This is a genomic window from Pseudomonas sp. SBB6 (assembly GCF_024213215.1).
In the GTDB taxonomy this organism is placed as follows: Bacteria; Pseudomonadota; Gammaproteobacteria; order Pseudomonadales; family Pseudomonadaceae; genus Aquipseudomonas; species Aquipseudomonas donghuensis.
Map to the genome: position 1 here is coordinate 176686 of NZ_JANAVH010000003.1, position 26754 is coordinate 203439.

Annotated in this window: 12 protein-coding genes and 1 pseudogene; 9 read left to right on the forward strand and 4 right to left on the reverse strand. The window is 61.4% G+C overall.

The window, feature by feature from the left end; all coding sequences use genetic code 11:
* The first annotated feature begins 8 nt into the window (after positions 1 to 8).
* The 5 genes from NLX68_RS06920 to NLX68_RS06940 all read left to right on the forward strand — a co-directional run bounded on the left by NLX68_RS06920 (position 9) and on the right by NLX68_RS06940 (position 8208).
* A complete protein-coding gene (locus NLX68_RS06920) occupies positions 9 to 3239 on the forward strand; it encodes a hybrid sensor histidine kinase/response regulator (RefSeq protein ID WP_254283433.1) in 3231 nt (1076 codons plus the stop codon).
* A 71-nt stretch (positions 3240 to 3310) separates the two neighbouring features.
* Complete coding sequence (locus NLX68_RS06925; RefSeq protein ID WP_254283434.1) at positions 3311 to 3958, forward strand: response regulator; 648 nt, start codon at positions 3311 to 3313, stop codon at positions 3956 to 3958.
* 171 nt (positions 3959 to 4129) lie between these two features.
* A complete protein-coding gene (locus tag NLX68_RS06930) occupies positions 4130 to 4726 on the forward strand; it encodes a fimbrial protein (protein WP_026001321.1) in 597 nt (198 codons plus the stop codon).
* Positions 4727 to 4813: 87 nt separating this feature from the next.
* Positions 4814 to 5557, forward strand: a complete 744-nt coding sequence (locus tag NLX68_RS06935) for a molecular chaperone (protein WP_254283435.1) — start codon at positions 4814 to 4816, stop codon at positions 5555 to 5557.
* Positions 5558 to 5643: 86 nt separating this feature from the next.
* Positions 5644 to 8208, forward strand: coding sequence for a fimbria/pilus outer membrane usher protein (locus NLX68_RS06940; protein WP_254283436.1), 2565 nt, complete (start codon positions 5644 to 5646; stop codon positions 8206 to 8208).
* A 24-nt stretch (positions 8209 to 8232) separates the two neighbouring features.
* On the opposite strand, the gene NLX68_RS06945 is transcribed toward NLX68_RS06940, so the two are convergent.
* The 3 genes and pseudogenes from NLX68_RS06945 to NLX68_RS06955 form a co-directional block, all read right to left on the reverse strand.
* Positions 8233 to 8901 (reverse strand): class I SAM-dependent methyltransferase, encoded by a 669-nt coding sequence (locus NLX68_RS06945; protein WP_010223154.1) that lies wholly within the window; start codon positions 8899 to 8901, stop codon positions 8233 to 8235.
* Positions 8902 to 9133: 232 nt separating this feature from the next.
* On the reverse strand, positions 9134 to 10072 hold the full coding sequence (locus NLX68_RS06950; RefSeq protein WP_254283437.1) for a hypothetical protein: 939 nt from the start codon (positions 10070 to 10072) through the stop codon (positions 9134 to 9136).
* Positions 10073 to 10341: 269 nt separating this feature from the next.
* Positions 10342 to 10766 (reverse strand): annotated as a pseudogene (locus tag NLX68_RS06955) (GFA family protein).
* 467 nt (positions 10767 to 11233) lie between these two features.
* On the opposite strand from NLX68_RS06955, the gene NLX68_RS06960 reads away from it, so the two are divergent.
* The 3 genes from NLX68_RS06960 (at position 11234) to NLX68_RS06970 (ending at position 24515) form a co-directional block, all read left to right on the forward strand.
* Entirely contained in the window at positions 11234 to 12928 is a 1695-nt protein-coding gene (locus NLX68_RS06960; RefSeq protein ID WP_254283439.1) for a ShlB/FhaC/HecB family hemolysin secretion/activation protein, read from the forward strand.
* Between the two features lie 119 nt (positions 12929 to 13047).
* Positions 13048 to 23457 carry a DUF637 domain-containing protein gene (locus tag NLX68_RS06965; RefSeq protein ID WP_254283440.1) on the forward strand — a complete coding sequence of 3470 codons (10410 nt, stop codon included), beginning with the start codon at positions 13048 to 13050 and terminating at the stop codon, positions 23455 to 23457.
* An 857-nt stretch (positions 23458 to 24314) separates the two neighbouring features.
* Entirely contained in the window at positions 24315 to 24515 is a 201-nt protein-coding gene (locus NLX68_RS06970; RefSeq protein ID WP_254283441.1) for a hypothetical protein, read from the forward strand.
* Positions 24516 to 24674: 159 nt separating this feature from the next.
* On the opposite strand, the gene NLX68_RS06975 is transcribed toward NLX68_RS06970, so the two are convergent.
* Positions 24675 to 25181, reverse strand: a complete 507-nt coding sequence (locus NLX68_RS06975; RefSeq protein WP_254283442.1) for a hypothetical protein — start codon at positions 25179 to 25181, stop codon at positions 24675 to 24677.
* Between the two features lie 188 nt (positions 25182 to 25369).
* On the opposite strand from NLX68_RS06975, the gene NLX68_RS06980 reads away from it, so the two are divergent.
* Positions 25370 to 26752: a DUF637 domain-containing protein gene (locus tag NLX68_RS06980; protein ID WP_254283699.1), complete on the forward strand. Its 1383-nt coding sequence runs from the start codon at positions 25370 to 25372 to the stop codon at positions 26750 to 26752.
* Positions 26753 to 26754: the final 2 nt, after the last annotated feature.

Genomic DNA, 26754 nt, shown 5'->3' on the forward strand with positions numbered 1-26754 from the left:
AGTTCCTGATGAAGCACGACAACGCCCTGCTGGACAAACTCACCCGCAGCTCGTTGCGCCTGAACAAAGGGATGATGGTGCTGCTCGGGCTGGCGTTGTTGTTGGTGGGCACCAGCTATTGGTCGTTTCAGCGCCTGGTCGAAGAGCAGCACGACACCGTGCGCTTTCATTTTGCCCGGCTGATGGAAAACATCCGCGAGCAGGAAGTGTTCTTGCGCAACCTGGCGCAACGCAGCCACCAGGGCGAGTTGCTCAAGGGCGAGAATGCCGAAGTTCGCTTGTTGAAAGCCTTGCCGGAGGAAGGCCCGAATATCTATCAGGGCCAGGAGTTTTCCTACTCCATGCCCTTCAGCGCAAAAATCGACCCGCAAAAAATCGCCGCCAGCGAACATGCCAAGATCTTTTCCCTCGGCGTGCACCTGGCGACGTTCTACAGTGCCTTCTGGTCGACTTCACATTACCAGTCGCCGCATGTATTTCTGTTCAACCAGCACGGCAACTTCGACATTACCGTGCCGGCCGCCGGCCATTCACGGACCAAGACCGTACCGCTCAATGAGACGTTCATCGACATGGTCAAGACCGTGGTCGATCGCCTGCCGCGCGATCATCAGTTGCTCAACGAGGGGGAGGTCTGCTGGCAGCATTATGGCCCGAGCGCCGAGAGCCCTGGCCCGGAGCGCCTGCTGGCGTATATCGGCATCGAGCTGGCCGCAGACGAGATACACATCAAAGGCGCCGACACCCAGGTGATGATCGCCAGCGTGCTGGACCTGTCCCAGGCCAATGATTATGAACGCACCATGGAATGGTCGATCTATGACCACTTCACTCTGGTGGCGCCTTCCGGCCAGGTGCTGATTGGATCGCTGTGGCCGCAATCGCCGCTGCATGAAGGGATCAACTTCAAGCCCGAAGGCCTGGTGTTCAAGCTGGTCAACCACGCGGGCCCGGGCTGGACCGCCATCTACGCCCTCAACTACAGCAGCTTTTTCCGCTATGCCCTGTGGCCACTGGCAAGCCTTGGTGCCTTGTTGTTCGGGGTCATCGCCATGGGCTGGGGTGCCAACCGCTGGTACCGCCGGCAAGTGATCCTGCCGGCCCGCCAGGCCCATGCCAGTATCGCCGAAAGCGAAGCCTTCAGCCGCGTGGTCATCGATACCGCGCCCACCGGATTATGCGTGGTGCGCCGCGCCGATAACCAGGTACTGATGGAAAACCAGCGCGCCCAGCAATCGCCGGGCAGCGCCAAGCTGATCAATGCCCTGGAACGCCGCCACGACCAGGGTGAAACGGGCGAAACCCACCTGGAAATCGACGGCCGTCACCTGCAGGTGGGCTTTGTCTCGACCCGCTATCAGGGCCAGGACGTACGCCTGTACGCCTTCAACGACGTCACTCGGCACATCGAGGATGCCACCGCACTGGAAGAAGCCCGACGCGCCGCCGATGCCGCCAACGAAGCCAAGACCCTGTTCCTGGCGACCATGAGCCATGAAATCCGCACCCCGCTGTACGGTGTACTCGGGACCCTCGAACTGCTCGGCCTGACCCGCCTGGAGCCACGCCAGCAGGAATACCTGCAGACCATCCAGCGCTCCTCGGCGACCCTGTTCCAACTGATCAGCGACGTACTTGACGTGTCGAAGATCGAGTCCGGGCAGATGGCCATCGAGGCCATCGAGTTCTGCCCCCTGGACCTGATCGAAGACACCCTGCACACCTATGCCGCCTTCGCCCAGCGCAAGGGCCTGCAGCTCTATGCCTGCACCGACGCCACCCTGCCCGAGCGCCTGCTGGGCGACCCGATGCGTATTCGCCAGATCCTCAACAACCTGTTGAGCAATGCCATCAAGTTCACCGATACCGGGCGCGTGGTGTTGCGCACCCGGGTGCTGGCCCACGAAGACGCCAGTGTCAGCCTGGAGTGGCAGGTCACCGACACCGGCATCGGCATCTCCACGGCGCAGCAGGCCAAGCTGTTCGAGCTGTTCTATCAGGTCCAGGATGCCTGCAGCGAAGGCGGTGCCGGGCTGGGCCTGCCGATCTGCTGGTGGCTCAGCGAAATGATGGGCGGGCAACTGAAAGTGGTCAGCGAGCCCGGGTTGGGCAGCAGTTTTGCCCTGCGCATGAGCTTGCCGGTGCTGCCAGCCGAAGCGACCGCCAGTACGCCAAGCGTAACCTCCACCGTACCGGTATATGTGCGCGCGCCGGTACAGGAGCTGGCGCAATCATTGCTCGACTGGCTTGTCCGCCTGGGCGTCCCTGCCACGCTGGCGCCCCAGCCGCTGGAAGCCAAACATGCGCCGGCGATTCTGGTCGATGCGCTGCCGACCGCCGCCGAGCAGGCCTGGCCCGGGCCACGGGTGCTGTGCACTGCGGGCGGGCGCAACCCGCCTGAATACAGCGCGCAGGGCTGGGACGTCGACCTGCACAGCGTGCGCGCAATCGCCGCGGCGGTCGCCCTGGCCCGGCAAGGCAAGCCGCTGGCTGAGCAGCAAACCTCGGAACAACCGGCCGACAACCTGCAACTGCGCATCCTGGTGGCCGAAGACAACCCGATCAACCAGGCCATCATCAAGGAGCAACTCGAGGCCCTGGGCTGCACCGCGGTGGTGGCCAGCAACGGTGAACAGGCGCTGCACCTGTGGCAACCCGAGGTCTTTGACCTGGTGCTGACTGACGTCAACATGCCCGTCATGAACGGCTATGAACTGGCCCGCACACTGCGCGAGCATGACCCGCAATTGCCGATTGTCGGTGTTACCGCCAATGCCATGCGCGAAGAAGGCATGCGCTGCATTGCCGTGGGCATGAACGCCTGGATCGTCAAACCGCTGAGCCTGCAAACCCTGCGCGGCCATCTGCTCAAGCTCTGTCGCCCGGCCTTGCACAGCGCCGCCGCGAGGGTCGAGCCGGATACCCTCACCGCCCCCGCAGCCGTCCAGGCCAGTGATAACCTGCAGCTTTCCGAGAAGATGCGCCCGCTGTTCATCAGCACCATGCGCGATGACTTGCAACTGATCCGCTGCGCGCTGGAACAAAGTGACGGTAGAATCGTTGCCCAAAGGCTGCACAGCATCGCCGGCGCCCTGGGCGCGGTACAGGCCATCAACCTGGCCGAACACTGCACGGCGCTGGAGTGTCAGCTGGCAGGCGGGGTGCTCGATGCGCCCCTGAACCTGAAGGTGCAGCAGATACTGAGCCGACTTGCCGCTGTTGTGGATGCGCTCGAGTAACAACAATCAGGCTTACCTGCGGCCGTATGGACACCCTCTAACCCTCTATACCGGTACTACGGACGGCCTTTATGGACAAACTCAAAGTCATCATCGCGGACGATCACCCTATCGTGCTGCTTGGCGTGCGCGAACTGGTAGAACGTGACGAACGTTTTTGCGTGGTCGGCGAGGCCGTGTGCTCGAAAGGGCTGATCGAACGGCTTGAGCAACAACCGGTGGACCTGGTGATCACTGACTACAACATGCCGGCCGATTCACCTTACGGCGACGGCCTGAAGTTGGTCGATTACCTGAAACGGCACTTTCCGCAGTTGCAGGTGCTGATTCTGACGATGATCTCCAACCACCTGATTCTCACCCGCCTGCATGAGCTGGGCGTGGTCGGGGTAATCCAGAAGAGCCAGTTGCACACGGAAATCCAGCTGGCACTCAAGGCCGTTGCCCAACAGAGCCAGTATCGCAGCCTGGAGCCGGCGAAAACCTCGGTCATCGAAACCACGGCGGCGATCGAGGATCGGTTCGCCACCCTGTCACCCAAGGAGTTCGAAATACTGCGCCTGTTTGTCGCCGGTAAAAGTGTTAGCGATATTGCCCGCAGCCAGAACCGAAGTGCCAAAACCATCAGCGCGCAAAAGATTTCGGCCATGCGCAAACTGGAGGTTAATAGTGATCAGGATTTACTGACTTATTGTTTGGAGCGCAGCATCTTCAACTAACCGGCATGGCAACAACGTCATCCGTCGATAATGGCTTTGTTGCGCAAGTAGCCGCCACTTCTTCAGCGCCGGCCTTATAAGAATCGTCTGATGTTCGGCAAACACCCCGCGGCCTATTGTGTATTGGCATTTTCATGCAGCACTTTCCAACCAATACAAATGGACATCACCATGAAGAAGTTCTCACTGGCCCTTATCACCCTGTCCGTCATTGCCGCCTCCGGCAGTGCCCTGGCTGCCGATCCGACCCCTGTTCAAGGTGGCAGTGGCAAGATCACCTTCACCGGCGTGATCAACAACGACGCCTGCTCGGTTGACGGCGCCAACGCCGACCGAGTGATTTCCGTCGATATGGGCACTGTGTCGATCAAGGACATGGGCACCGCCGAAAGCCCATCCTCGGGCCGTGTGACCGGTAAAGACTTCAACCTCAACGTCAACTGCAACCTGGGCACCAAAGTCTCGATGATCTTTGACGCTGCCAGCGGCGGTTCGGGCCTGGTCACCGGCAAGAAAGTCCTGGCCCTGACCAAAGGCACCGGCACTGCAGCCAACGTCGGTATCGCCCTGCTCGACAGCAACGGCGCGCTGATCGACCTGAGCTCGAAAACCACTGCCAAAATCCAGAGCGACATGCACGGTACCAGTGCTGCCGGTGGCGACGCGATCCTCAACTTCTCCGCCGCCTACGTCACCACTGGCGCAGCGGGCACCGCCACTGCCGGTCGCGGTGACGCCACCCTGCCGTTCATCCTGCAATACGAATAACGCGTAGCGCCGGAACTGCTATGTGCGAGGCCGCCCGGCCTCGCCATTGACGCTGAATCAAAAGCCCTGAATCAAACGGTACACACCATGTTGCGTCGTTCTATTCCCGCATGCCTGGGGTTGCTCGGCATGCTCATGGCCGGCCAGGCCATGGCCAGTATTTCATTGAGTGCCACGCGTATTGTCTTTGATGGCAACCACAAGGAAGCCAACGTCACCGTGCGCAATGGCAACCAGGATGTGCTGATTCAATCCTGGGTCGACGACAACGATACCCAGCGCAGCGTGCCCTTTGCCGTCACCCCGCCACTGGCACGGGTGTTCGCCCGTGAACAGCAATTGCTGCGGGTGTTGTACGAAGGCACGGGCATGCCCGCCGACAAAGAGTCGGTGGTCTGGCTCAACGTGCAGGAAATCCCTCAGGCGGCGGCGGCGGCCAACACCTTGCAGTTGGCTGTGCGCCAGCGCATCAAGATTTTCTTCCGCCCCGCCGGCTTGCCAGGCAATGCCCTGCTGGCGCCGACCGAACTGCAATGGCAACTGCTTCGCCAAAGCGGCAAGACCCTGTTGCAGGTCAATAATCCGAGCCTGTATCACGTGTCGATGGCGGATATAAAACTTGAGGCGGGCAAACACAGCGAACTGGCCGTGGATTCGACCATGGTGGCGCCCGGTGAAGTAAAAACGTTCCCGGTGAAAACGCTAAGCGCCGACAACAACGTGCGCCTGATGTTCTCCAGCATCAATGACTACGGTGCGCAAAGTCAGTACACCGCGACACTGTCCAGCGGCCACGCCAGTACTGCTGCCGAAGCGCCGACGAAACAATAACGATTGAGGCCAAGGCTTTAATCCTGCGCGTGATTGCGCCCCTCGCCGCGCCCAGTCGTCATTGACGATGATACAGGTTCCTTTGCATGTCTTTTTCTTCCGGTAACAGGCCAACTCATTGCGCCGGCCAACGCCTGCGCGCCCACTCTGCAACGGCCAGCCTGTTGAAGTTGAGCGCCCTGTCGCTGGCGGTAGTTGCCGCGCTGCCGGCCCTGGCCGAACAGCACGCCAGCGATGCGCAACAACTGGAAGCCTTCAACACCACCTTTTTGCAAGGCGCGCCGTCGTCGGTTGACCTGCAACTGTTGCTGTCGGCCAACAGCGTACTGCCGGGCAATTACCGGGTCGACCTGTACAGCAACGAAGTGCTGGTGGGCCGGCGTGACGTCGACTTCAACCGCAACCCGGCCACCGGCCGTGTCGAGCCCTGCCTGACCCTGGAACTGCTGCAACAGCTGGGCATCGACATGAACAAGCTGCAGGCCCAAGGCAAGTTCGACCCGAACGCCCCGCAAAGCTGCTACGACCTGCCCGCCATGATCGAACAGGCCAGCCTGCGCTATGACGCCGCCCGCCTGCAGTTGGCGGCCAGCGTACCGCAAGTGGCGATGCAGCGTGGTATTCGCGGTTATGTCGACCCCGCGTTGTGGGACGACGGCGTGCCTGCGGCGTTTATCAACTACCAGTTCAACAGCAGCCGCAGCGCCGGCGAGGCCGACACCCGCATCGCCAACAACCTGGGCCTGCGTAACGGCATCAACCTCGGTGCCTGGCGTTTTCGCAACGAGTCGAACTTCACCAGCAGCACCGGCCGCCCGAGCACCTTCAAGAGCAACCGCAGCTACCTGCAACATGACGTAACGGCGATCAAGGGCCAGTTCAGCGCCGGTGATATCTTCAGCGACACCGACCTGTTCGACAGCGTGCGCTACCGTGGCGTCAAGCTGGCGTCCGACGAAGGCATGCGCGCCGACAGCGAACGCGGCTACGCGCCGATCATCCGTGGCGTGGCGCAGACCAACGCCACCGTCGAGATCCGCCAGAACAATTACATCCTGTATACCGCCAGCGTGCCACCGGGGCCGTTCGAGATCAGCGATATCTACCCGTCCGGCTCCAACGGCGACCTGCAGATCACCATCATCGAAACCGACGGTCGCCGCCGGGTGACCACCCAGGCGTTCTCCAGCCTGCCGATCATGGTCCGTGAAGGCCAGGTGAAATACAGCGTCTCGGCCGGCCAATACAACAGCAACACCGACGGCATGGCCACGCCGAACATTCTCAGCAGCACCCTGGCCTACGGCATCAGCAGCAACCTCACCGGCATCATCGGTGTACAGGCCAGCGACAACTACAAGGCGCTGTCGCTGGGCGCCGGCAAGAACACTGCGCTGGGCGCCGTGTCATTCGACGTCACCCACTCGAGCAGCCGCGCACAGGGGCAAACCACCCAGGGTAATAGTGTACGCGCCCTGTACGCCAAGACCTTCACCGGCACCGACACCAACTTCACGCTGGCCGCGTACCGCTACTCCACCGAAGGTTTCCGCACCCTGACCGACCACGTCCAGGACTTGAGCAGCGACCTCGAACGGCGCCCGGGCAACTCCAAGACCCGCACCGACCTGACCATCAACCAGAGCATGGGCCGCAACCGCGAACTGGGCAGCCTGTACGTCAATGCCAGCGACCAGCGCTACTGGAACCGCGGCGGCTCGCAGAGCTTTTCGGCCGGCTACAGCAACAATTGGGGTGAAGCCAGCTACAACATCGGCGTCACCCGCAGCAAAGACCTGGGCGATGGCTTTGGCGGCTCAAGCAGCGATACCCAGCTCAACCTGTCAGTGTCCTTCCCACTGGGCAGCCGCGCCCGCGCGCCGCGTGCATTCATCACCACCAGCACGCAAAAAGGCGGCGACAGCACCCAGGTCGGCGTCAACGGCTACCTGTCCGAGACCAGCGACACGTTCTATTCGGTACAGGGCGGCAACAGCAGCTCCGGCGGCAACTCCGCGTCGGCCAACCTCAACACCCGCACCTCGGTGGCCGACATCACCCTGGGCTACAGCCAGGGCCGCGGCTACGACTCGCAGAACCTCAACGTCGCCGGATCCGTGGTCGCCCACGGAGGCGGCATCAACCTGGGCCAGACCGTCGGCGAAACCTTCGCCCTGGCCCAGGTGCCGGGGGTCAAAGGCGCCAAGATCAGCAGCTACAGCGGCGTCGAAACCGGGCGCAACGGCTACGCGGTGATCCCCAGCGCACAACCTTACCGGGTCAACTGGATCAGCCTGGACACCCGCGAGCTGGGCGGTGACATTGAGATCGACAACGCCACCCAGCAACTGGTGCCTCGCCGTGGCGCCGTGGTGGTGGCCCGCTACACCGGCAAGAGCGGGCGGCGGGTACAGTTCGAGCTGTTCGACGAACAGGGCGGGATGATCCCGTTCGGCGCTTCACTGGAAGATGCCAGCGGCAAACAACTGGCGATTTCCGACCCCAACGGCAAGGCGCTGGTACTACTGGAAGAAGACCAGGGCAGCCTGACAATCAAATGGGGGGAGCGCCAGTGCAGCGCACCATACAACTTGCCTGAGCGCGACAAGGCGTTGAACTATGAGCGACAGCGCCTGGTGTGCCAGCCCTGAGCACGGCACACCCGCCTGGATCGATTACATGCGTTGAAGCACGTAACTGTTCTCGAAGCCATGCACACAGCCCAGTACATGGAAGCCGTTGAAGTAGCCCGTGGCCCTGAGCAGGTCAACAGCCGGTCCGACCTCGGGCGAATGCTGGAAATCACCATAGTCATCGAACACGATAAAGCCGCCAGGCACCACGCTCGGTGAGTACAGCAGGAAGTCCAGCAACACGTTGCGGCCGGCATGACCACCGTCGATATGCAACAGCGCGACCTTGGGTGCGAGGCTGTAGAAGCGCTCGGCACACAGCTCCGAGAAACCGCGGATCACTTCGGCATTAGGCAGCATCAGTTGCTTGTAGTGGCTGAACTCTTCGAACTGGTTTGGCAGCGCGAACGGGTCGATACCAATGATGCGGCGCTCGCGGTTGCACACCTCATTCATCAGCACCAGCGACTTGCCCTTCCACACGCCGATTTCCACCACATCACCCGGCACCTCGGCAATCAGCAGAGACAGATAGCCCAGCAGGCGCACATGATCATGAAAGGACAATTCGCGGCGCGGCATTGCCTGCTCGGCCGGCAGGGTCGCCTGCGCTTGTTCGAAGTGCTGGCCGATCAAGGCCCAGACCTGCCCGATACTGTCATTCAATTCCGGATTGCTGATGAAGTCGTTGAGCTCTTGGATGGTAATCATGTTTTCTCTGATTGCTTCGAACGAATAGAGGCACGTGCGCTGCAAAGCACACTGAATTCAGGCCTGGGCCAATGGTGGTTGATAGTATTCTGGCGTCAGAAAAAGTAAAGCGCGGCGTAGTGGCACAATTGCCCTACCTCAAACAGCAGAAACGAAAAGCCCCTGAATCTTGCGATTCAAGGGCTTTCTCATGCATGGCAACGTCTCGCTACGCCAGCCTGTCGGCAAAACGCTAGGGCCCAAGAGTCCTGGCTGTCAGGTCCATGGCCGCTGCTGTACCGGACTCACCTTCAAACGCTTGTTGCGGTACCGCCGCCGGACGTACGCGCAACAGACGACAGGTCATCCACCAGCAAAGCGCAACGAAGACGTTGTACGGGAAGAACACCAACCAGAGAGGCATCAGCCACCATTTCTTGCCCTGCTCTTCCCCCGGCTCTCCCGTGCGCCAAGGCACGTAATGACGCAATGCCTGACGGGGTGTCAGGCAGATAGCGTTATGCGGTACAGACCACCAGTGGGGTTCTTGAGGAACGGGCAGTGTATCCGGGCCATGGGCCATGAACTGACGAATGTATTCCCACACCTGAGCAACGAAGATCGGCCGTGGATCGCTGGGTTCATTGCTGTCTATGCAGATGCTATAGGTGGGTGCCCAGGATTTGGCATTCTGCCGGGCTTGCAGGCTGTCTTGATGGCTATCGAACGCATTCAGGATTAATGAAGTAGTACTACTGAACGACCGGCCGGAAAACTCGGTTCGCCCGATTATGCCGGCGTTGACATTCCCCCAGTCACCGACAAGCAGTGTCTTGCCCTTGAGGTAGTAGATTTTCTGGGTGCGGCGATTGAAATAGAAGTTCGATTGACTGCTGATCAAGTGGATTCGGTAAAAAAGGAACAACGAAACGCCCAGCGGCATGAGCAGGGGAATGAAAAGCACCCAGACTTCAGCGGATGGCGTGTCATTGATCACGGCGCAGAACATCCATACCCACAGCAGTAGCGTAATGACTATCGTGGCAGAGAACATCTTTGCCATGAACGCTGAATCCGCAGGCATGGGATTGCGCAGGCACAAAACGTTTTCGTCCATGGAAATGTACTGATCACCAATAGACGGTACCGCCTCGGCCTTGTCGTTTGCTGTCCACGTCCAACTGATGGTCATGTGTACCTCCCTGGTCGACCCGCTCGCATCTTAACGTAGCGACGGCGGTTGTATCACTGCCTTGGTCGGGGCTGGCTGAGCGTGCAGATCGTCAATTTACGTACAATCGAAAAACAAACCACCTTGGCACATTTTTGGCGCAGTACGTTTGACGATGGCTACGGTCAGAAACCGCGCTGGCGCGGGTCAATGGGCATGATCCGTCTGCCTATTTGAAGGATGTTCTGATGATCAAACAAGTTGGGATCAGCAAACGTACCTTGCTAGCGCTATTCGTCCATGCTGATGCCCGATCCGCCCAACGCCTTGGGGACATCCTTCAGCTTGGGCAATCCATCCTTGATGCGCAGCACGCTCTCCTGATAGTGGACGTGAACGCCTGGCGAGTACGCGAAACCCGGGATGAGCGCGGCATACACGTCGATGAGCCCCATCCCCGGATGTTCGGTGAAGATGTGCCCGCCGCAGGTCTTGCACCACTTGCGAAAACTCTGCAGTGTCTTGTTGTAGGTGCCGATGTTGTCAGCACCCCGGGTCACTTGCACCGCCTCGGGTTTCCACAGCGTGAAGGCGTTGACCGGCCCTGCCGACACGACTCGCAATGGCAATAGCCCATCGCGGCCGGCTCGCCGCTGACGGTGAACTCGACCGCGCCGCAAAAACAACTGCACTTGTAAGACCGTTCAATGCTCATGAAATGACTCCTTGATCAATTGTCAGGCGATACCGCCGCCGCAGCCTCAGCGACCGATTGCACGGCCCGGACGATCGTCGCGCTGCGATCGAGCAGCACTGGCGGGCGCTGAATGATGGCTATCATCGTCATGGCGTTCTCCTGTGGCGGTTGGCTTTCGGAGGTTTCAACGTGCGCCTGAGGAAGTCGCGAGAGTTCCCGTCCCGACCGGTGGTCATCCACTTCAGGTTCCGCGACGCGCGGCCCGGCAAGCAAGAGTGCGCTGGCTTGGCACGAGCGCGTTCGCCGGTCCCCGCAGCGCTGCACTCTCGCCCTAGCGGCTGCCACAACGCCTGACCGCACACTCCAGGGCATAATTGCCAAATAGCAGCATGTTGCCGCCATCCGACATCTCGAGTACTCTGCCAGCCTTTTTTCGCAGACCTGCGAATTCCTGCCCTGCTTCAAAGTGATGGATCACACCAAGGATGGCATTTTTCTCACGCGGCCTGGCGATAGGCTTGGCGCTTCTCCCCCTGTGCGCCGTTTGCGCCCCCTTCCAGTCCCCCGGTGACCGCGACCTGATCCGCGACCGTCAGGACCGCCTGCTGCAAGAACAGCAGAAACGCCTGGAAGAACTGCAGCAACTGCCCGGCAAGGAAGCGCCCACCCCCAAGACCGGACCCGCCGACGAAGGCCGTTGCTTCGAGATCCGCACCATCACCCTGCAAGGTGCCGAGCACCTGGGCGAGCGCGAGCAGCGTGACCTGTTGGCCCCCTACGAAGGCAAGTGCCTGTTCGTCGGCCAGCTCAACGAACTGCTCAAGCTGATCACCGATCACTACCTCAACCGCGGCTACCTCACCACCCGCGCCTACCTGCCGCAGCAGGACCTGTCTTCCGGGACCTTGCAGATCATCGTCGTCGAAGGCCGCCTGGAAGGCCTGGACAGCTCCGAGCTGGCCAGCCCGCGCGAGCTGGCCATGGCCTTCCCCGGCAAGACCGGCGAAGTGCTCAACCTGCGCGAACTGGAACAACTGGTCGACCAGCTCAACCGCCTGCCCTCGCGCCAGACCGAACTGGAACTGGTGCCCGGCCAGGAAGTGGGCGGCAGCCGCGTGCAGCTCAAGGGCCAGCGCGACAAGCCCTGGCGGGTCTCGGCCAACCGCCACAACAACGGCGACGTCACCACCGGCGAGCAACAAATGGGCCTGGGCCTGGACTGGGACAGCCCGCTGGGCCTGGCCGACCAGCTCAGCCTGCGCACCAGCAGCGATGCGGTCAGCGACCACTGGCGCCACTCCGACAGCAGGGGCCTGAACTACAACCTGCCCTGGGGCTGGTGGACCTTCAACTACAGCTACAACCATAGCTACTACCGCACCCGCGACCAGTCCAGCGGCTTCCCCTTCAAGCTCGATGGCGACAGCAGCATCCACCAGTTGCAGGCCGAACGCGTGCTGCACCGCGACAACCTGAGCAAGACCGCGATGAACATCGGGGTCAGCCACCTGCGTACCCGCAACTACCTCGACGACAACCTGATCGATGTCTCCAGCACCCGGCTGACCGAGCGCCAGCTGGGCTTCAACCATGGTCGCCGCATCGGCAACGCCTTCGTCAACCTCGATGCCGGCTGGCAGCAGGGCATCGGTGCCCTCGACGCCCAGAACGCCGGCGACCCGCACGGCAACGAGCCGGTCGCCCGCTACAACAAATACAGCCTGACCCTGAGCTACCTGCAGCCCTTCCAGCTCTGGGGCGAAAACTTCTCCTTCGACAGCCTGGCCACCGGCCAACGCAGCGAAGACTCGCTCTACAGCCCCCAGCGTTTCAGCGTTGGCGGCCTCAATTCGGTACGTGGTTTCAAAGAGCAGACCCTCACCGGCAACAGCGGCGGCTACTGGCGCAGCCAGCTGCGCTGGCGCCGCCCGGTAACCTGGACGCCGCTGCAACCCTGGTTGCAGGAATACGGCGCGGCCTTCGCCTACGACGCCGGCGTGATCCGGGCCGAGCCCGGCAACGGCGATGAACACGGTCGCCTGAGCGGTAATGCGCTGGAGCTCAACGTGCGCGGCCGGTACTTCGCCGCCAGCGCCACCTTTGCCCGCTCACTGGAACGCCCGGACGTCATCACGCGCCGCGAGCACCCGATCTACTTCCGCGTAGACGCGTTTTTCTGACCGGCAAGCCGCCTCGACGCAATCAAGACAACACCCGCGATAGAGCCCCTTCAATTCCGCTCGTCGTTGGCAGGAGCCAACGCCTCAGGGGGCATGTGCAGTAACCGGAGATTTTCGACATGGACGTTCGCAGCCCCCTGAACCAATGCATCGCGCTGATCATCGCGGGCGTGATGTTCCTCAACCCCATCGTCGCCACCGCCGCGCAGGTCACGGTGGATGCGGCGGCCCAGGCCAACACCAGCCTGGGCGCGGCCGGCAACGGCGTGCCGATCATCAACATCGCCACACCCAACGGCAGCGGGCTGTCGAACAACACCTTCCACGACTACAACGTCGGCAGCAACGGGCTGATCCTCAACAACGCCACCGACAAGACCCAGAGCACCCAACTGGGCGGCATCATCGTCGGCAACCCCAACCTCCAGGGGCGCGCCGCGCAGGTGATCCTCAACCAGGTCACCGGTGGCAACCGCAGTACCCTGGAAGGCTATACCGAGGTGGCTGGCCAGGCCGCCCGGGTGATCGTCGCCAACCCGCACGGCATCACCTGCAAGGGCTGCGGCTTCATCAACACCCCACGGGCGACCCTGACCACCGGCAAGCCGATCATGGACGGTGAGCGCCTGGACCGTTTCCAGGTGGACGGCGGCGACATTGCCATCGAAGGCGCCGAGCTCAACACCACCAACATCGATCAGTTCGACCTGATCACCCGCAGCGCCAAGCTCAACGCCAACCTCTACGCGAACAAACTGAACATCGTCACCGGGCGCAACGACGTCGATGCCGACAGCCTGCAAGCCAGCGCACGTGCCGACGACGGCAGCGACAAACCAATGCTGGCGATCGACAGTACGGCGCTGGGCGGCATGTACGCCGGTGCGATCCGCCTGGTGGGCACCGAAAAAGGTGTCGGGGTGAAACTGGCCGGGAACATGGCGGCCACCACCAGCGACATCCAGATCGATGCCAACGGCAAGCTGACCCTGGCCCAGGCCGTCAGCGCCCGCGACCTGAAGATCACCGCACAGAGCGCCGAACTGACCGGCAAGACCTACGCCAGCGCCAGCGCCGACATCCGCACCACCGAGCAACTGGCCAACCGCCAGAGCCTGGCGGCCCGTGAAAGCATCACTGTCAACGCTGGCCAAATCGACAACAGCGGCATCATCGAAGCCGGCGTGGAGCCGAACAACCAGCGCAACCCACGCGGCGACGTAACCCTCACCAGCCAGACGCTGCGCAACAGCGCCAGCGTGGTCGCCAACCGGACCCTGAAGGTCGACAGCACCGGCGTGCTGGACAACCAGGGCGGCAGCCTCAAGGGCGTGACCACGACGGTCGATGCAGGCCTGCTGGACAACCGCAACGGCCAGGTCCTGGCCGACACCTCGCTGCAGGTCAAGGTGGCCGACCTCGACAACCGCCAGGGCGGCTTGCTGCACAGCAAGACCAAGGCCGTCGTCGAATCGACCGGCGCACTGAACAACCTGGGCGGGAAGATCACCGGCCTGAGCGAGCTGGAGGTCAAGGCCAAGGCCCTGGACAACAGCCAGAAAGGCCTGCTCGCCAGCGGGCAGAAGGTCAAGGTCACCGCGCAGCACCTGGACAACCAGGCCGGCGAAGTCTCCGCCACCAGCACCGAAATCATCGCCGACAGCCTCGACAACCGCGGCGGCAAGCTGCTTGGCAGCGACCTGCGGGTAACGGCCAGCGGCGCCATCGACAACCGCCTGGGCCTGATCTCGGCTCGGCACCTGCTCGACCTCAACGCCCTGAGCCTGGACAACCGCAACAAGGGCAACCTGGTCAGCCAGGACCGCCTGCAGGCGCACGTCACCGAACTGCTCGACAACCGCGCCGAAGGCAACCTGGTCAGCACCGGCAGCCAGCAGGTGACCGTCGGCAAGCTGGACAACCGTGACAAGGGCATGCTCTCCAGCACCACCGGCCTGACCCTGCACGGCGAGACCCTGGACAACCGGGGCGGCACACTGGTCGCCGACCAGTCGCTGACCGTCACCGGCGGCACGCTCGACAACCGCGACCAGGGCTCGGCCACGACCAAAGGCAGCGCCCGGGTCGAGGTGACGAAGCTCGACAACAGCAACGCCGGCCAGCTGCAGAGCGACGGCCGCCTGGACCTGATCGTCAAGAAAGTGGAAAACGCCGGCAAAGGCCGGATTGTCGCCAACGGCAGCCTCGATGCCGACGTCGGCACGCTGAACCAGCAAGGCGGTACCCTGCTCGGCCTCGGCAGCCTGCTGCTCAAGGCCGACCACATCGACAACCAGCAGGGCGGCCTGATCGGCGGCAACTTCGGCGTCGACATTACCGCGCCGCAGATCCTCAACCAGAAAGGCGAGATTTCCAGCAAGGGCAAGGTAACGCTGACCGCCACCGGGCAACTGGACAACCAGGGCGGCAAAGTCATCGGCGACAGCGGCCTGACCCTCACCGTGCAACGCCTGCTGAACCAGAGCAAGGGCCTGCTCGCCGGACGTGACGGCCTGACCCTGAGCGGCACCGAACTGCTCAACAGCGTCGGACGCCTGAGCAGCCAGAAACAGCTGGAGGTGACCCTGACCGGCAAGCTGGACAACAGCGCCAAGGGCGAAGTGGTCAGCGAAGGCAAGTTGACGGTGAACGCCGCCGAGCTGAACAACCAGCAGGGCGGCCTACTCTCCGGTATCGACACCCTGAAGGTGACCAGCAAGGCGACCCTGAACAACCAGGGTGGCAAGCTGGTGACCGATGCCGGCCTGGTCCTGCGCAGCGGCCACCTGGACAACAGCGAGGCCGGCGCGATCAGCGCCAAGGGCATCGCCGATATCCGCAGCACCACGCTGAACAACAGCGCCAAGGGCAACATCGGCGGCGCGAGCATCCTGCTCAATGCCACCCTGCTCGACAACAGTGCCCAGGGCCGGATCACCGCCAAGGGCCAGATCGACGCCACGCTGACCGGCCTGGACCAGCACGACAAGGGCCGCCTGTTCAGCGAAACCGGTATCACCCTCGACCTGCAGAACGGCAAGCTGGTCAACCGCGACAATGGCCTGGTCTCGACGCCCGGCACCCTGCTGCTGCGCCAGATCGGCGAGGTCGACAACAGCGCCGGCGGCGAGATTTCCAGCGACCTCGGCTTCAGCCTCAAGGCCAGCGGCCTGAACAACCAGGGCGGGCGCCTGGTCAGTGCCGACACCCTGACCCTGCGTATCGCCAAGGCCCTGGACAACAGCTTCAAGGGCGTACTCTCCGGGACCAAGGGCCTGGACATCGAAGCCGCCAGCCTGGACAACAGCCAGGGCGGCACCCTGGCCAGCCGCGGCGACATCAAGGCGGTGCTCGACGGCCTGCTGGACAACCGCGCAGAAGGCACCCTGTCCGCCGTCGGCACGCTGACCGTGGAAAGCGGCGAGCTGAACAACAGCGGCAAGGGCCTGCTGTCCGGTAACAAGGGCCTGGGCCTGGAGCTGGGCACCGGCAAGGTCGACAACAGCCAGGGCGGTCAGCTGATCACCCAGGGCGAAATGAGCGTCACCAGCGGCGACCTCGACAACCGCGGCGGTACCCTGAGCAGCAAACAGGCCATGGTGCTGACCACCGGCGACCTGAACAACAGCGCCATCGACGACCAGCACCCAGGCGGGCGGATCCACAGCGACGGCGCCCTGACCCTGACCGGCCGGCAGGTCGATTCCAGCCTGGGCGGGGAGATTTCCGCCAAGGGCGACCTGCTGCTGCGGGTCACCCGCCTGATCCAGCGCCAGGGCCGCCTGATCGGCGAGCAGGCGCTGGAAATCGACCTGCACGAGGGCGACCTCCTCAACCAGGGTGGCCTGATCAGCGCCAAGGGCCCACTGACCCTCAAGCGGCTCGTCCTGCTCGACAACAGCGCGAAAGGCGAAGTCTTCAGCGAGCAATCCTTCAGCCTGCTCGCCAAGCGCATCGACAACCAGCAGGAAGGCCGCATCATCAGCAACGCCAACCTGACCCTGGATGCCGCCACGCTGAACAACAGCGGCAAGGGCCTGATGTCCGGCCTGCAGGGCCTGAAGGTCAAGGGCGGGGATCTCGACAACAGTGCGCAAGGTTCGCTTTCCAGCAAGACCGGCGCACTCACCGTCACGCTGACCGGCACCCTCGACAACCGCGACAAGGGCGCATTGGCCAGCGAGGGCAAGCAACAACTCAGCGCCAAGCAGCTGGACAACCGCAAGGGCATCATCTCCGGCAACGATGCGATCACCCTGAGCGTCGCCGAGCGCCTCGACAACCGCGAGGGCGGCCTGATCTCGGCCGCCAAGACACTGGCCTTCGACCGCACCAGCACCACGCTGGACAACCGTGGCGGGCAGATCAACGGCAATACCCTGGAAATCGACGGCGACAGCCTGGACAACAGCAATGGGCAGATCACCAGCAAAGCGCTGCTCCGGGCTACCCTCATCGGCAAGCTGGTCAACGGCAAAGGCGCGCGCCTGGTCAGTGGCGGCGACCTGCTGCTGGAGAGTGCCAGCGTCACCAACAACGGCGGCAAGCTGGTCAGCCAGGGGCTGCTGAAACTCACCGCGCAGAGCCTGGACAACAGCGCCGACGGCACCCTCGCCAGCCAGCAGAACCTGGTGCTGCGCCTGAAAGGCGAGCTGCACAACGAGCAGAACGGCCTGCTGTTCAGCGAGCACGGCGCCATCGATGGGGAAGCCGGCGAACTCACCAACCAGAGCGGCGCGCTGAAAAGCCAGGGCGACATCAAACTGCGCCTGAGCGGCGACCTGAAGAACCAGGCCGGTCGCCTCGACAGCCAGCAAGGTAACCTCGACCTGCACGCGAGCAGCATCGACAACAGCGCCGGCGGCACCCTGAACAGCAGCAAGGGCTGGCTCGACAGCCTGCTCAGCGGCCTGTTCGACAACACCGGCGGCATCACCCAGGCGCAATCCCTGAAGATCGAAGCCACCCAGGGTGTGAACAACCAGAAAGGCTTCCTTTCCGCCCTTGGCGGCGACAACCAGATCATCACCGGCGACTTCGACAACCGTGGCGGTGGCCTCTATGCCGCCGGGCTGCTCACAGTCCAGGGGCAGCAGTTCTTCAACGAAGGCGCTGTCGCGGGCCAGGGCGGCAAGGTCGGCGCCGGGCGGATCGACTTCAGCCTCGAAGGGGCCCTGACCAACCCGTTCGGCCAACTGGAAAGCGAAGGCGACCTGCAACTGCGCAGCAGCGCGATCGACAACACCCATGGCAGCCTGCGCGCCCTCGGCCGCACCGGCACCACCCGGCTCATCAGCGCCGGTAGCCTGAACAACAATTTCGGCGTGCTGGAAACCGCCAACCAGGAGCTGGACCTGCAGATCGGCGGCCTGAGCAACGCCGGCGGGCAATTGCTGCACACCGGCAGCGGCACCTTCGGCCTGGCCTCGGACAAGGTCATGCAAGCCGGCGGCACGCTCTACACCAATGGCCTGCTGAGCATCAGCGCCGCCAGCTGGACCAACAGCAGCGTGCTGCAGGCCAACCGCCTGGAACTCGACATCGACCAGTTCGTGCAAACCGCCGACGGCCAGCTGCTGGCGGCCCAGAACTTCAAGGGCCTTGGCGGCAACTGGCGCAACGACGGCCTGCTGGCCAGTGACGGCAGCTTCCAGCTCAACCTGCGCGGCACCTACAACGGCAACGGCCGGGCCAGCAGCCTGGGCGAGCTGGGCCTGAGCGCGGCCAACATCGCACTGAGCGGCACAGCCAGCATCGCCGGTGGCGGCAATACCGTCGTCAGCGCCAGCAACGTCCTGACCAACCAGGGCCGCCTGACCGCCCTGGGCAACCTCACCGCCAGCGCCGCCACCCTGAACAACTACGGCACCCTCGGCAGCGCGGCGGCCCTGCGGGTGAACGCCGGTAACCTGCTCAACGAACGCGGGTTGATCTTCAGCGGCAACGACATGACGCTGCGGGCGGGCAACGTCACCAACAACTACGCCGACGTGTACAGCCTGGGCAGCCTGAACCTGGCCGCCGACGACAACGGCAACCGCGCCAACCAGCTGGAAAACATCTCCGGCAGCATCGAAAGCGCCAGCAACATGAGCCTGCTGGCCAACACCCTGATCAACCGCAAGGAAAAGCTGACGGCCAAGACCCAGCTGACCTCCGGCAACGTCAACGTCTATTCGGACGATCACTGCAAAGGCAAGGGTTGCGAGCTCTACTTCTATGCCGTCGAGACCTATCAGGACGTCATTGACGAGGACAGCCTGGCCGCTTCCATCACCACCGGCGGGAACCTGACCTTCAGCGGCAACGAGTTCAGCAACCGCTACAGCACCGTCTCCGCAGCCCGCGACATCACGATCAATACGGCCGTATTCAACAACGTCGGTGTCGCCGGCGGCGAGCAGCGTAACCTTTCGGCCAGTTTCTACACACGCGACCGTGGGCAATACAACGCCTTCATCCAGAAGAAGAACGAGTTCAACCAGGCCCATGCCCCCGGTAGCGCCAGCTACAACCCGGGCGCCCTGACGCTTGACCAGGTCATGGCCGCGGCCGGCTACCCGGCTTACAGCATCTACAACGTAGTCGACAACCGCACCCCGATTGCCGGTGCCGTGGTCTCGCCTGCGGTCGTCCAGGCCGCAGGTGCCGTCACCGTCAACGCCAGCCAGCGCCTGGACAACAGCATCGTCCGGGCCAATGCCGCCGGTGTCGGCGGGATCGGCGCGCGCGGCGACGCCAGTGCCGATCCGAAGCAAGCCTACACCAGCGTCCGGGCGATCACCTCGCAACTGCCGCCGGACCTGGCCCAGCGCCAGGTTAATCCGGTGACCCTGCCGAGCTTCAGCCTGCCGCAGGGCGACAACGGCCTGTTCCGTATCAGCGGCCAGAGCGGCCAGGTCGTCAGCGTCGCCGGCGCACTGGGTGCCGACGCCGACCGTACCCTGAGCAGCAACGGCACCTTTGTCTCGCCGCTGGCCCAGACCGCCAGCGCCGACAACGGCCAGGGCCAGACCCTGAACACCAGCGGCCTGCCCTCCTCCGCGAGCGCACAAGGCCAGCAGGGCAGTTCGCTGAGCAGCCTGCCGAGCGGCGTGACGCTGGTCCAGGGCGTGCCCGACAAGGGCATGCCGAACAACTCGCACAAGTACCTGGTCGAAACCAACCCGGCGCTGACCGACCTCAAGCAATTCCTCAGCTCCGACTACCTGCTGGGCGAGTTGAACATCAAGCCGGACCACACCCTCAAGCGCCTGGGTGACGGCCTCTACGAGCAGCGCCTGATCCGCGAAGCGGTGGTCGCCCGGACCGGGCAACGCTACATCGACGGCATGGCCAGCGACGAGACGCTGTTCCGCTACCTGATGGACAACGCCATCGCCAGCAAGAGCGCACTGAACCTCAGCCTGGGCGTCTCGCTCAGCGCCGAGCAGGTGGCGGCCCTGACCCACGACATCGTCTGGATGGAAGAGGTCGAGGTCAACGGCGAGAAACTCCTCGCGCCGGTGCTGTACCTGGCCCAGGCCAAGGGGCGTGTCGCGCCGAACGGTGCCCTGATCCAGGGCCGCGACATCAACCTGATCAGCGGCGGCGCACTGACCAACGTCGGCACCTTGCGCGCTACCAACAACCTCTCCGCCGCGGCCAAGAACATCAGCAACAGCGGCCTGATGGAGGCCGGCGGGCGCCTGGACCTGTTGGCAACCGACGCGATCCGCAATGCCCAGGGCGGCATCATCAGCGGGCGTGAGGTCAGCCTGACCACGCTGACCGGCGACGTGATCAACGAACGCAGCGTTACCCGCATCGAAGGCCGCGCGGGTGGCGAGCATGTGATCAAGGACATCGTCGACAACGCCGCGCGGATCGAAGCGGCCAACGACCTGACCATCAACGCGGGCCGGGACATCGGCAGCGTCGGCGGTGTGCTGGAGGCCGGGCGCAACATCGACCTGGACGCCGGGCGCGACCTCTACCTGATCAGCCAGGAAGGCACCGACAGCCACGAGTACCAGCGTCGGCGGGTCAGCGGCTACGACACCACCATCACCCAGTACGGCAGTGAAGTGAAAGCCGGCGGCAACCTGACCGCCAGCGCCGGCCAGGACCTGAGCGTGCTGGCCAGCGAAGTCGAAGCCCGTCGCGATATCGCCCTGGAGGCCGGACGCGATGTCACCCTGGGCGCGCTGGCCAACGAAGAGCATTCGTACTCCAAAGGCAAGAAAGGCGACACCAAGACCACTCGCCAAGAGGACGACGTGAAGCAGCAGGCCGCCGAGGTACATGCCGGTGGCGACCTGGCCATCGACGCCGGTCGCGACCTGCGCCTGATCGCCAGCAAGGCCAGCGCCGGTGACGAAGCCTACCTGGTGGCCGGCGACAAGCTGGAGCTGCTGGCGGCCAACGACAGCGAGTACTCGCTGTACGACATGAACAAGAAAGGCGGCTGGGGCAGCAAGCAGACCCAGCGTGATGAAGTGACCGACGTGAAAGCCGTCGGCAGCGAGATCACCAGCGGCGGCAACCTGACGCTGGCAAGCGGTGGCGACCAGCTGTACCAGGGCGCCACGCTGGAGTCGGGCAAGGACCTGACCATCGACAGCGGTGGTTCGGTGACCTTCGAAGCCGTCAAGGACATGCATCAGGAGAGCCACGAGAAGTCCAAGAGCGACCTGGCCTGGACCAGTGCCAAGGGTGAAGGCAAGACCGACGAAACCTTGCGCCAGAGCCAGCTCGTCGCACAAGGCGAGCTGACGATCAAGGCGGTCGATGGCTTGAAAATCGACATCAAGCATATCGACCAGGCAACGGTCAGCCAGTCCATCGATGCGATGGTCAAGGCCGATCCGCAGCTGGCCTGGCTCAAGGACGTCGAAGCCAAGGGCGGTATCGACTGGCGTCAGGTGGAGGAAATCCACACCAGCTTCAAGTACGCCAACTCCGGGCTCGGCGCTGGGGCACAGCTGGCGATTGCGATCCTGATGGCGGCGGTGATGGGGCCTGCGGGCTTGGGGTTGGGCACGGTTCAGGCGGCGGGTGCCGCGAGCCTCGCCACTACCGCTACGGTCAGTACCATTAACAACAAGGGGGACCTGGGGGCCGCGCTTAAGGACACGCTAAGTAAAGAGAGCCTGAAGAGTGCGGGTGTGGCAATGCTGACGGCAGGAGCACTTCAGTATGCCGACACCACTTGGTTCAAGGGTGCCGAAGGTAGCCAGACGGGCGCGATCAAAGTCACCGACGGTTCGGCTGTACCTGCAACCAGTACGCCGAAGAACGTCATGACCTGGGCAAATGCCTCGGATACGCTCACTCGCGCAGGAACCCATGCGGTTATTTCCAGCGGCATTTCGACGGCGGTCAATGGCGGTAGTTTTGGTGACAACCTCGGCTCGGCGTTGGTTGGCGAGGCGAGCACCATTGCGATGGCCACCGGCTTCAACTTTGTCGGCGACCGCACCATCAAGTTCGATAATGGCAGCGTGCCGAAGATCTTTGCTCACGCGATCATGGGCGGATTGCTCGCGGAGGCAACCGGCAGCGACTTCAAGACCGGCGCCATGGCTGCTGGTTTGAACGAGGCGATGAGCAATGAGCTGGCGGCGATTGCTCGGGGTAATGACAACGTTCACGTGGTGCTTTCGCAGTTGACCGGATTGGTGGCGGCAGCTGCGGTGGGTGGTGACCTGGCGAAAGGAGCGGAGGTTGCGCAGAGCGGGACACTGTACAACCAGCAGTTACACCGGGATGCTGAGTCGCGCCTGAAAAAGGGCATTGCCACACTGCATGCGCAGGGCCAGTTCCTTGACCTCCAGCCGGAAGAGGTCATGACGGATCTGCAGAGAATTGTTGATGGGGAGCGCGATCCGCGTAAGCTGAACCCTGCAACCGTGGCATTTCTCAATCAGTTCCCCCCAGGGGTTCTACGTGAGGCGTTGTTTGAGCCGACGGTTACCGAAGATCGTATAGGGATAGCCATTGACCTGTTTTTCCCATCTCCATCGCCGGTCGGCAAGGGGAAGGTGGTTGTCAAGATTGCGAATACCTTCGGCAAGGATGCGTTGGTAGCGGTTGAGAAGAAGTTTGGTGAGGCATTAGCTGGGCAGGGTGCAAAAGGAGCTGCGACGGCAGGGAAAATAAAGGTTGAGTCCGGTGCAATACCTGACTCAAACGAAATCCGTGCAGGGCAAGGACTATCTGGCCTCGGTTACGACGTTACTCACCAGACCACCGCGTCAGCCAAAGGTGTTCAAGGGCAGCGCACTGCGGATTTACATGTTGATGGGCTTGGCACTATTGATGTGTATACGCCGCAAAATCTTGATCCGACCAAGATAGCTCGAGCAATAGAGAAAAAGTCAAACCAAGCCGGTGGAGTTCTGGTACAGGCGGATTTGCCAAGTACTGATATGTCTTCCATCGCCGCCCGTATGTGGGGAAAAACTAACGCACAGCGTATAAAGACTATCTTTTTCCAGAAGCCTGACGGATCATTGGTTAGATTTGATCGACCAGCGGCGGGAGGTTAGTTATGCCGAAGTATTCATGCACCTGTGGCTACGTTATGAACCTTTCTCAAGGGTGGTCCGACTACGAGTTGACTCTTATTCCTGAATCAACAATAGAAGTGCTGGGGGATAGGCTGGACAGTGAGGATAGGTTTTCTTCTGATCAGCTATATGAAGCTCTCGATGAGAAGGCAATTACGGCATATAGGTGCCCAAAGTGTAGAAGGCTGCACTTGGAAGAGGAGCCGAATAAATTCACTACTTATGTAGTGGAATAAATTTTTCCAAACGAAAAGCCCCAGCCCACGAACTGGTTTTTTGTTGCCTGCGATTTACTACCGCCCCGTCTCTGCTCGTGATCGGCCTGGTACAACGACTGCGCATCGGAGACCAGCAACAACAGCGCGCGGCTGATCTGGAAGACATTGCGGAAGGCTGTCCGATGGCTTCGCCACCGAACAGCCAGGCTTTTTTGTCGTTGGTTGGTTTGGGTCGTCCTGGGCATGCAGTGACGGGTTCAAAACCCGTATCGGGTGGTTTTATACTATAACAGCTCATCACCTGGGCAGACCAGCGCGCAGGCCGCGCCGCGTCTAGCGTTGTGCGTATAGACAACGAAAATCGCGTCGGGTGATACTGTTGGTGCAAAAGCAACTGGTGGCGCTGCCGGAAAGGTAGATGATCTAGCTACTAGTGGCTTAAGTTCAGCGTCAAACCTGCCAAGTGGAACAGGTCTTGGTGGTTTCAAGGTCGGCTTAAGTGCAGACGACATCACTTCTATAAATTCACAGTTTGGCGGTTCGGTTTCATTCAGAGAGATTGATACGGCTATTGCAAATGCTGCCAATTATGATGGTTTTTATAATAAGGCTGGCTCAATGATCAGGGATATTGCTGGCGGGCATCTGTTTGATAATGGAAATAAACGGACTGCTGTTGAAGTGCTTGAACGGTTGATTATAAAAAACAGCGTGAATGGCCCGCCAAAACAAATTATTTGGAATGTTATGGATAAGGTTGCGACGGGAAAGCTAACTAATATCCAAGACATTTCAAAAGCATTAAGAAGGCTGGATTAATGTCTTTCAATGAGCTTTCTGAAAAGTATGCAGCCCGTTTCGGCTCGCCAAGTATGGATAGCGTTGGGCTAGAGGAATTTATTCAAATATTAGAATTGGTGACGATGAAAAATAAGGGTTTTTCATATTTAAGGTGGATGGTGAAAGAGAGCGCAATATTTATACTTTTATTTTAAATATGTCGACAAGTAACGATGTTGCAATAAGAAAAGATACAGATAGCATACGGGAAGGTATGGAATTCTTTTTCTCTGAGCTTGAGCGGGTCGGCATATATCCATAACCTGATATGTAGATATTTTGCTTGGTCCCGATAGCAGAACTCGCACTGGTGTTTTCTGTAAATGTGATTGGAATTGCACCGGCCTCGCGCCGGTGTTGTTTTATCTGCTTACTGCAACCCCCCCGTCCTTCACTGCTTGCTTTAGTCGTGGCCTGAGCGATCAGGGCATCGAGCATCTGCGCAACAAATTTCTGCTGGCTCTTAGGTAGCTGGTCGATAGTTTCTAGTTGCTGTTGCCATTTCGGAGCCGGGCCACGCTTACGCACAGTGGTTTCCTGCTGCTGACCAAACAGCTCTTCGAGTGTGGTCGAAAGCAGCCGGGCCAGCTCTGGCAACGCCGCTACCTGAATCCGCCGCTTGCCGGACTCCTTGCGCGCTACCAACAACCTCTCCGCCGCGGCCAAGAACATCAGCAACAGCGGCCTGATGGAGGCCGGCGGGCGCCTGGACCTGCTGGCGACCGACGCGATCGCAATGCCCAGGGCGGCATCATCAGCGGGCGCGAGGTCAGCCTGACCACGCTGACCACGAACACAGCGTTACCCGCATCGAAGGCCGCGCGGGTGTGGCAATGCTGACGGCAGGAGCACTTCAGTATGCCGACACCACTTGGTTCAAGGGTGCCGAAGGTAGCCAGACGGGCGCTATCAAAGTCACCGACGGTTCGGCTGTACCTGCCACCAGTACGCCGAAGAACGTCATGACCTGGGCAAATGCCTCGGATACGCTCACTCGCGCAGGAACCCATGCGGTTATTTCCAGCGGCATTTCGACGGCGGTCAATGGCGGTAGTTTTGGTGACAACCTCGGCTCGGCGTTGGTTGGCGAGGCGAGCACCATTGCGATGGCCACCGGCTTCAACTTTGTCGGCGACCGCACCATCAAGTTCGATAATGGCAGCGTGCCGAAGATCTTTGCTCACGCGATCATGGGCGGATTGCTCGCGGAGGCAACCGGCAGCGACTTCAAGACCGGGGCCATGGCTGCTGGTTTGAACGAGGCGATGAGCAATGAGCTGGCGGCGATTGCTCGGGGTAATGACAACGTTCACGTGATGCTTTCGCAGTTGACCGGATTGGTGGCGGCAGCTGCGGTGGGTGGTGACCTGGCGAAAGGAGCGGAGGTTGCGCAGAGCGGGACACTGTACAACCAGCAGTTACACCGGGATGCTGAGTCGCGCCTGAAAAAGGGCATTGCCACACTGCATGCGCAGGGCCAGTTCCTTGACCTCCAGCCGGAAGAGGTCATGACGGATCTGCAGAGAATTGTTGATGGGGAGCGCGATCCGCGTAAGCTGAACCCTGCAACCGTGGCATTTCTCAATCAGTTCCCCCCAGGGGTTCTACGTGAGGCGTTGTTTGAGCCGACGGTTACCGAAGATCGTATAGGGATAGCCATTGACCTGTTTTTCCCATCGGCATCGCCGGTCGGCAAGGGGAAGGTGGTTGTCAAGATTGCGAATACCTTCGGCAAGGATGCGTTGGTAGCGGTTGAGAAGAAGTTTGGAGAGGCATTAGCTGGGCAGGGTGCAAAAGGGCTTTTGAATACCCAGCTGTCAAAAGACATTAAGGCTTATCTCACTGATATTCAGGATTTAACAGGTAGGAAGTTTACACCTCAACAGCTGGAAATTCTGAAGGCGGACCTTCGGGAGAGTACGTATGCGCGGTTGTCTAAGGAAGTTGTCGAGTTAAACAGAATCGAATTCGAAAGGAAATTGCCACGCCTTAGGAAAGAGTGGGAGAAAAACACCGGCCAAAGCTGGCCAAAAGAAAATTACATTGATAAAAATGGTAATGCTAAAGTGAGAAATTATGACGCTCATCATGTAGTAGAGAATAAGTTTGGAGGTAAGGCCGAGTGGTGGAATATTACGCCGGCAATGAGAGGTGTAGAGCATCAGGGTGGTATTCATAGGGCTGAAGGTCCCGCAGAAAAATTATTTGGTAGATAATC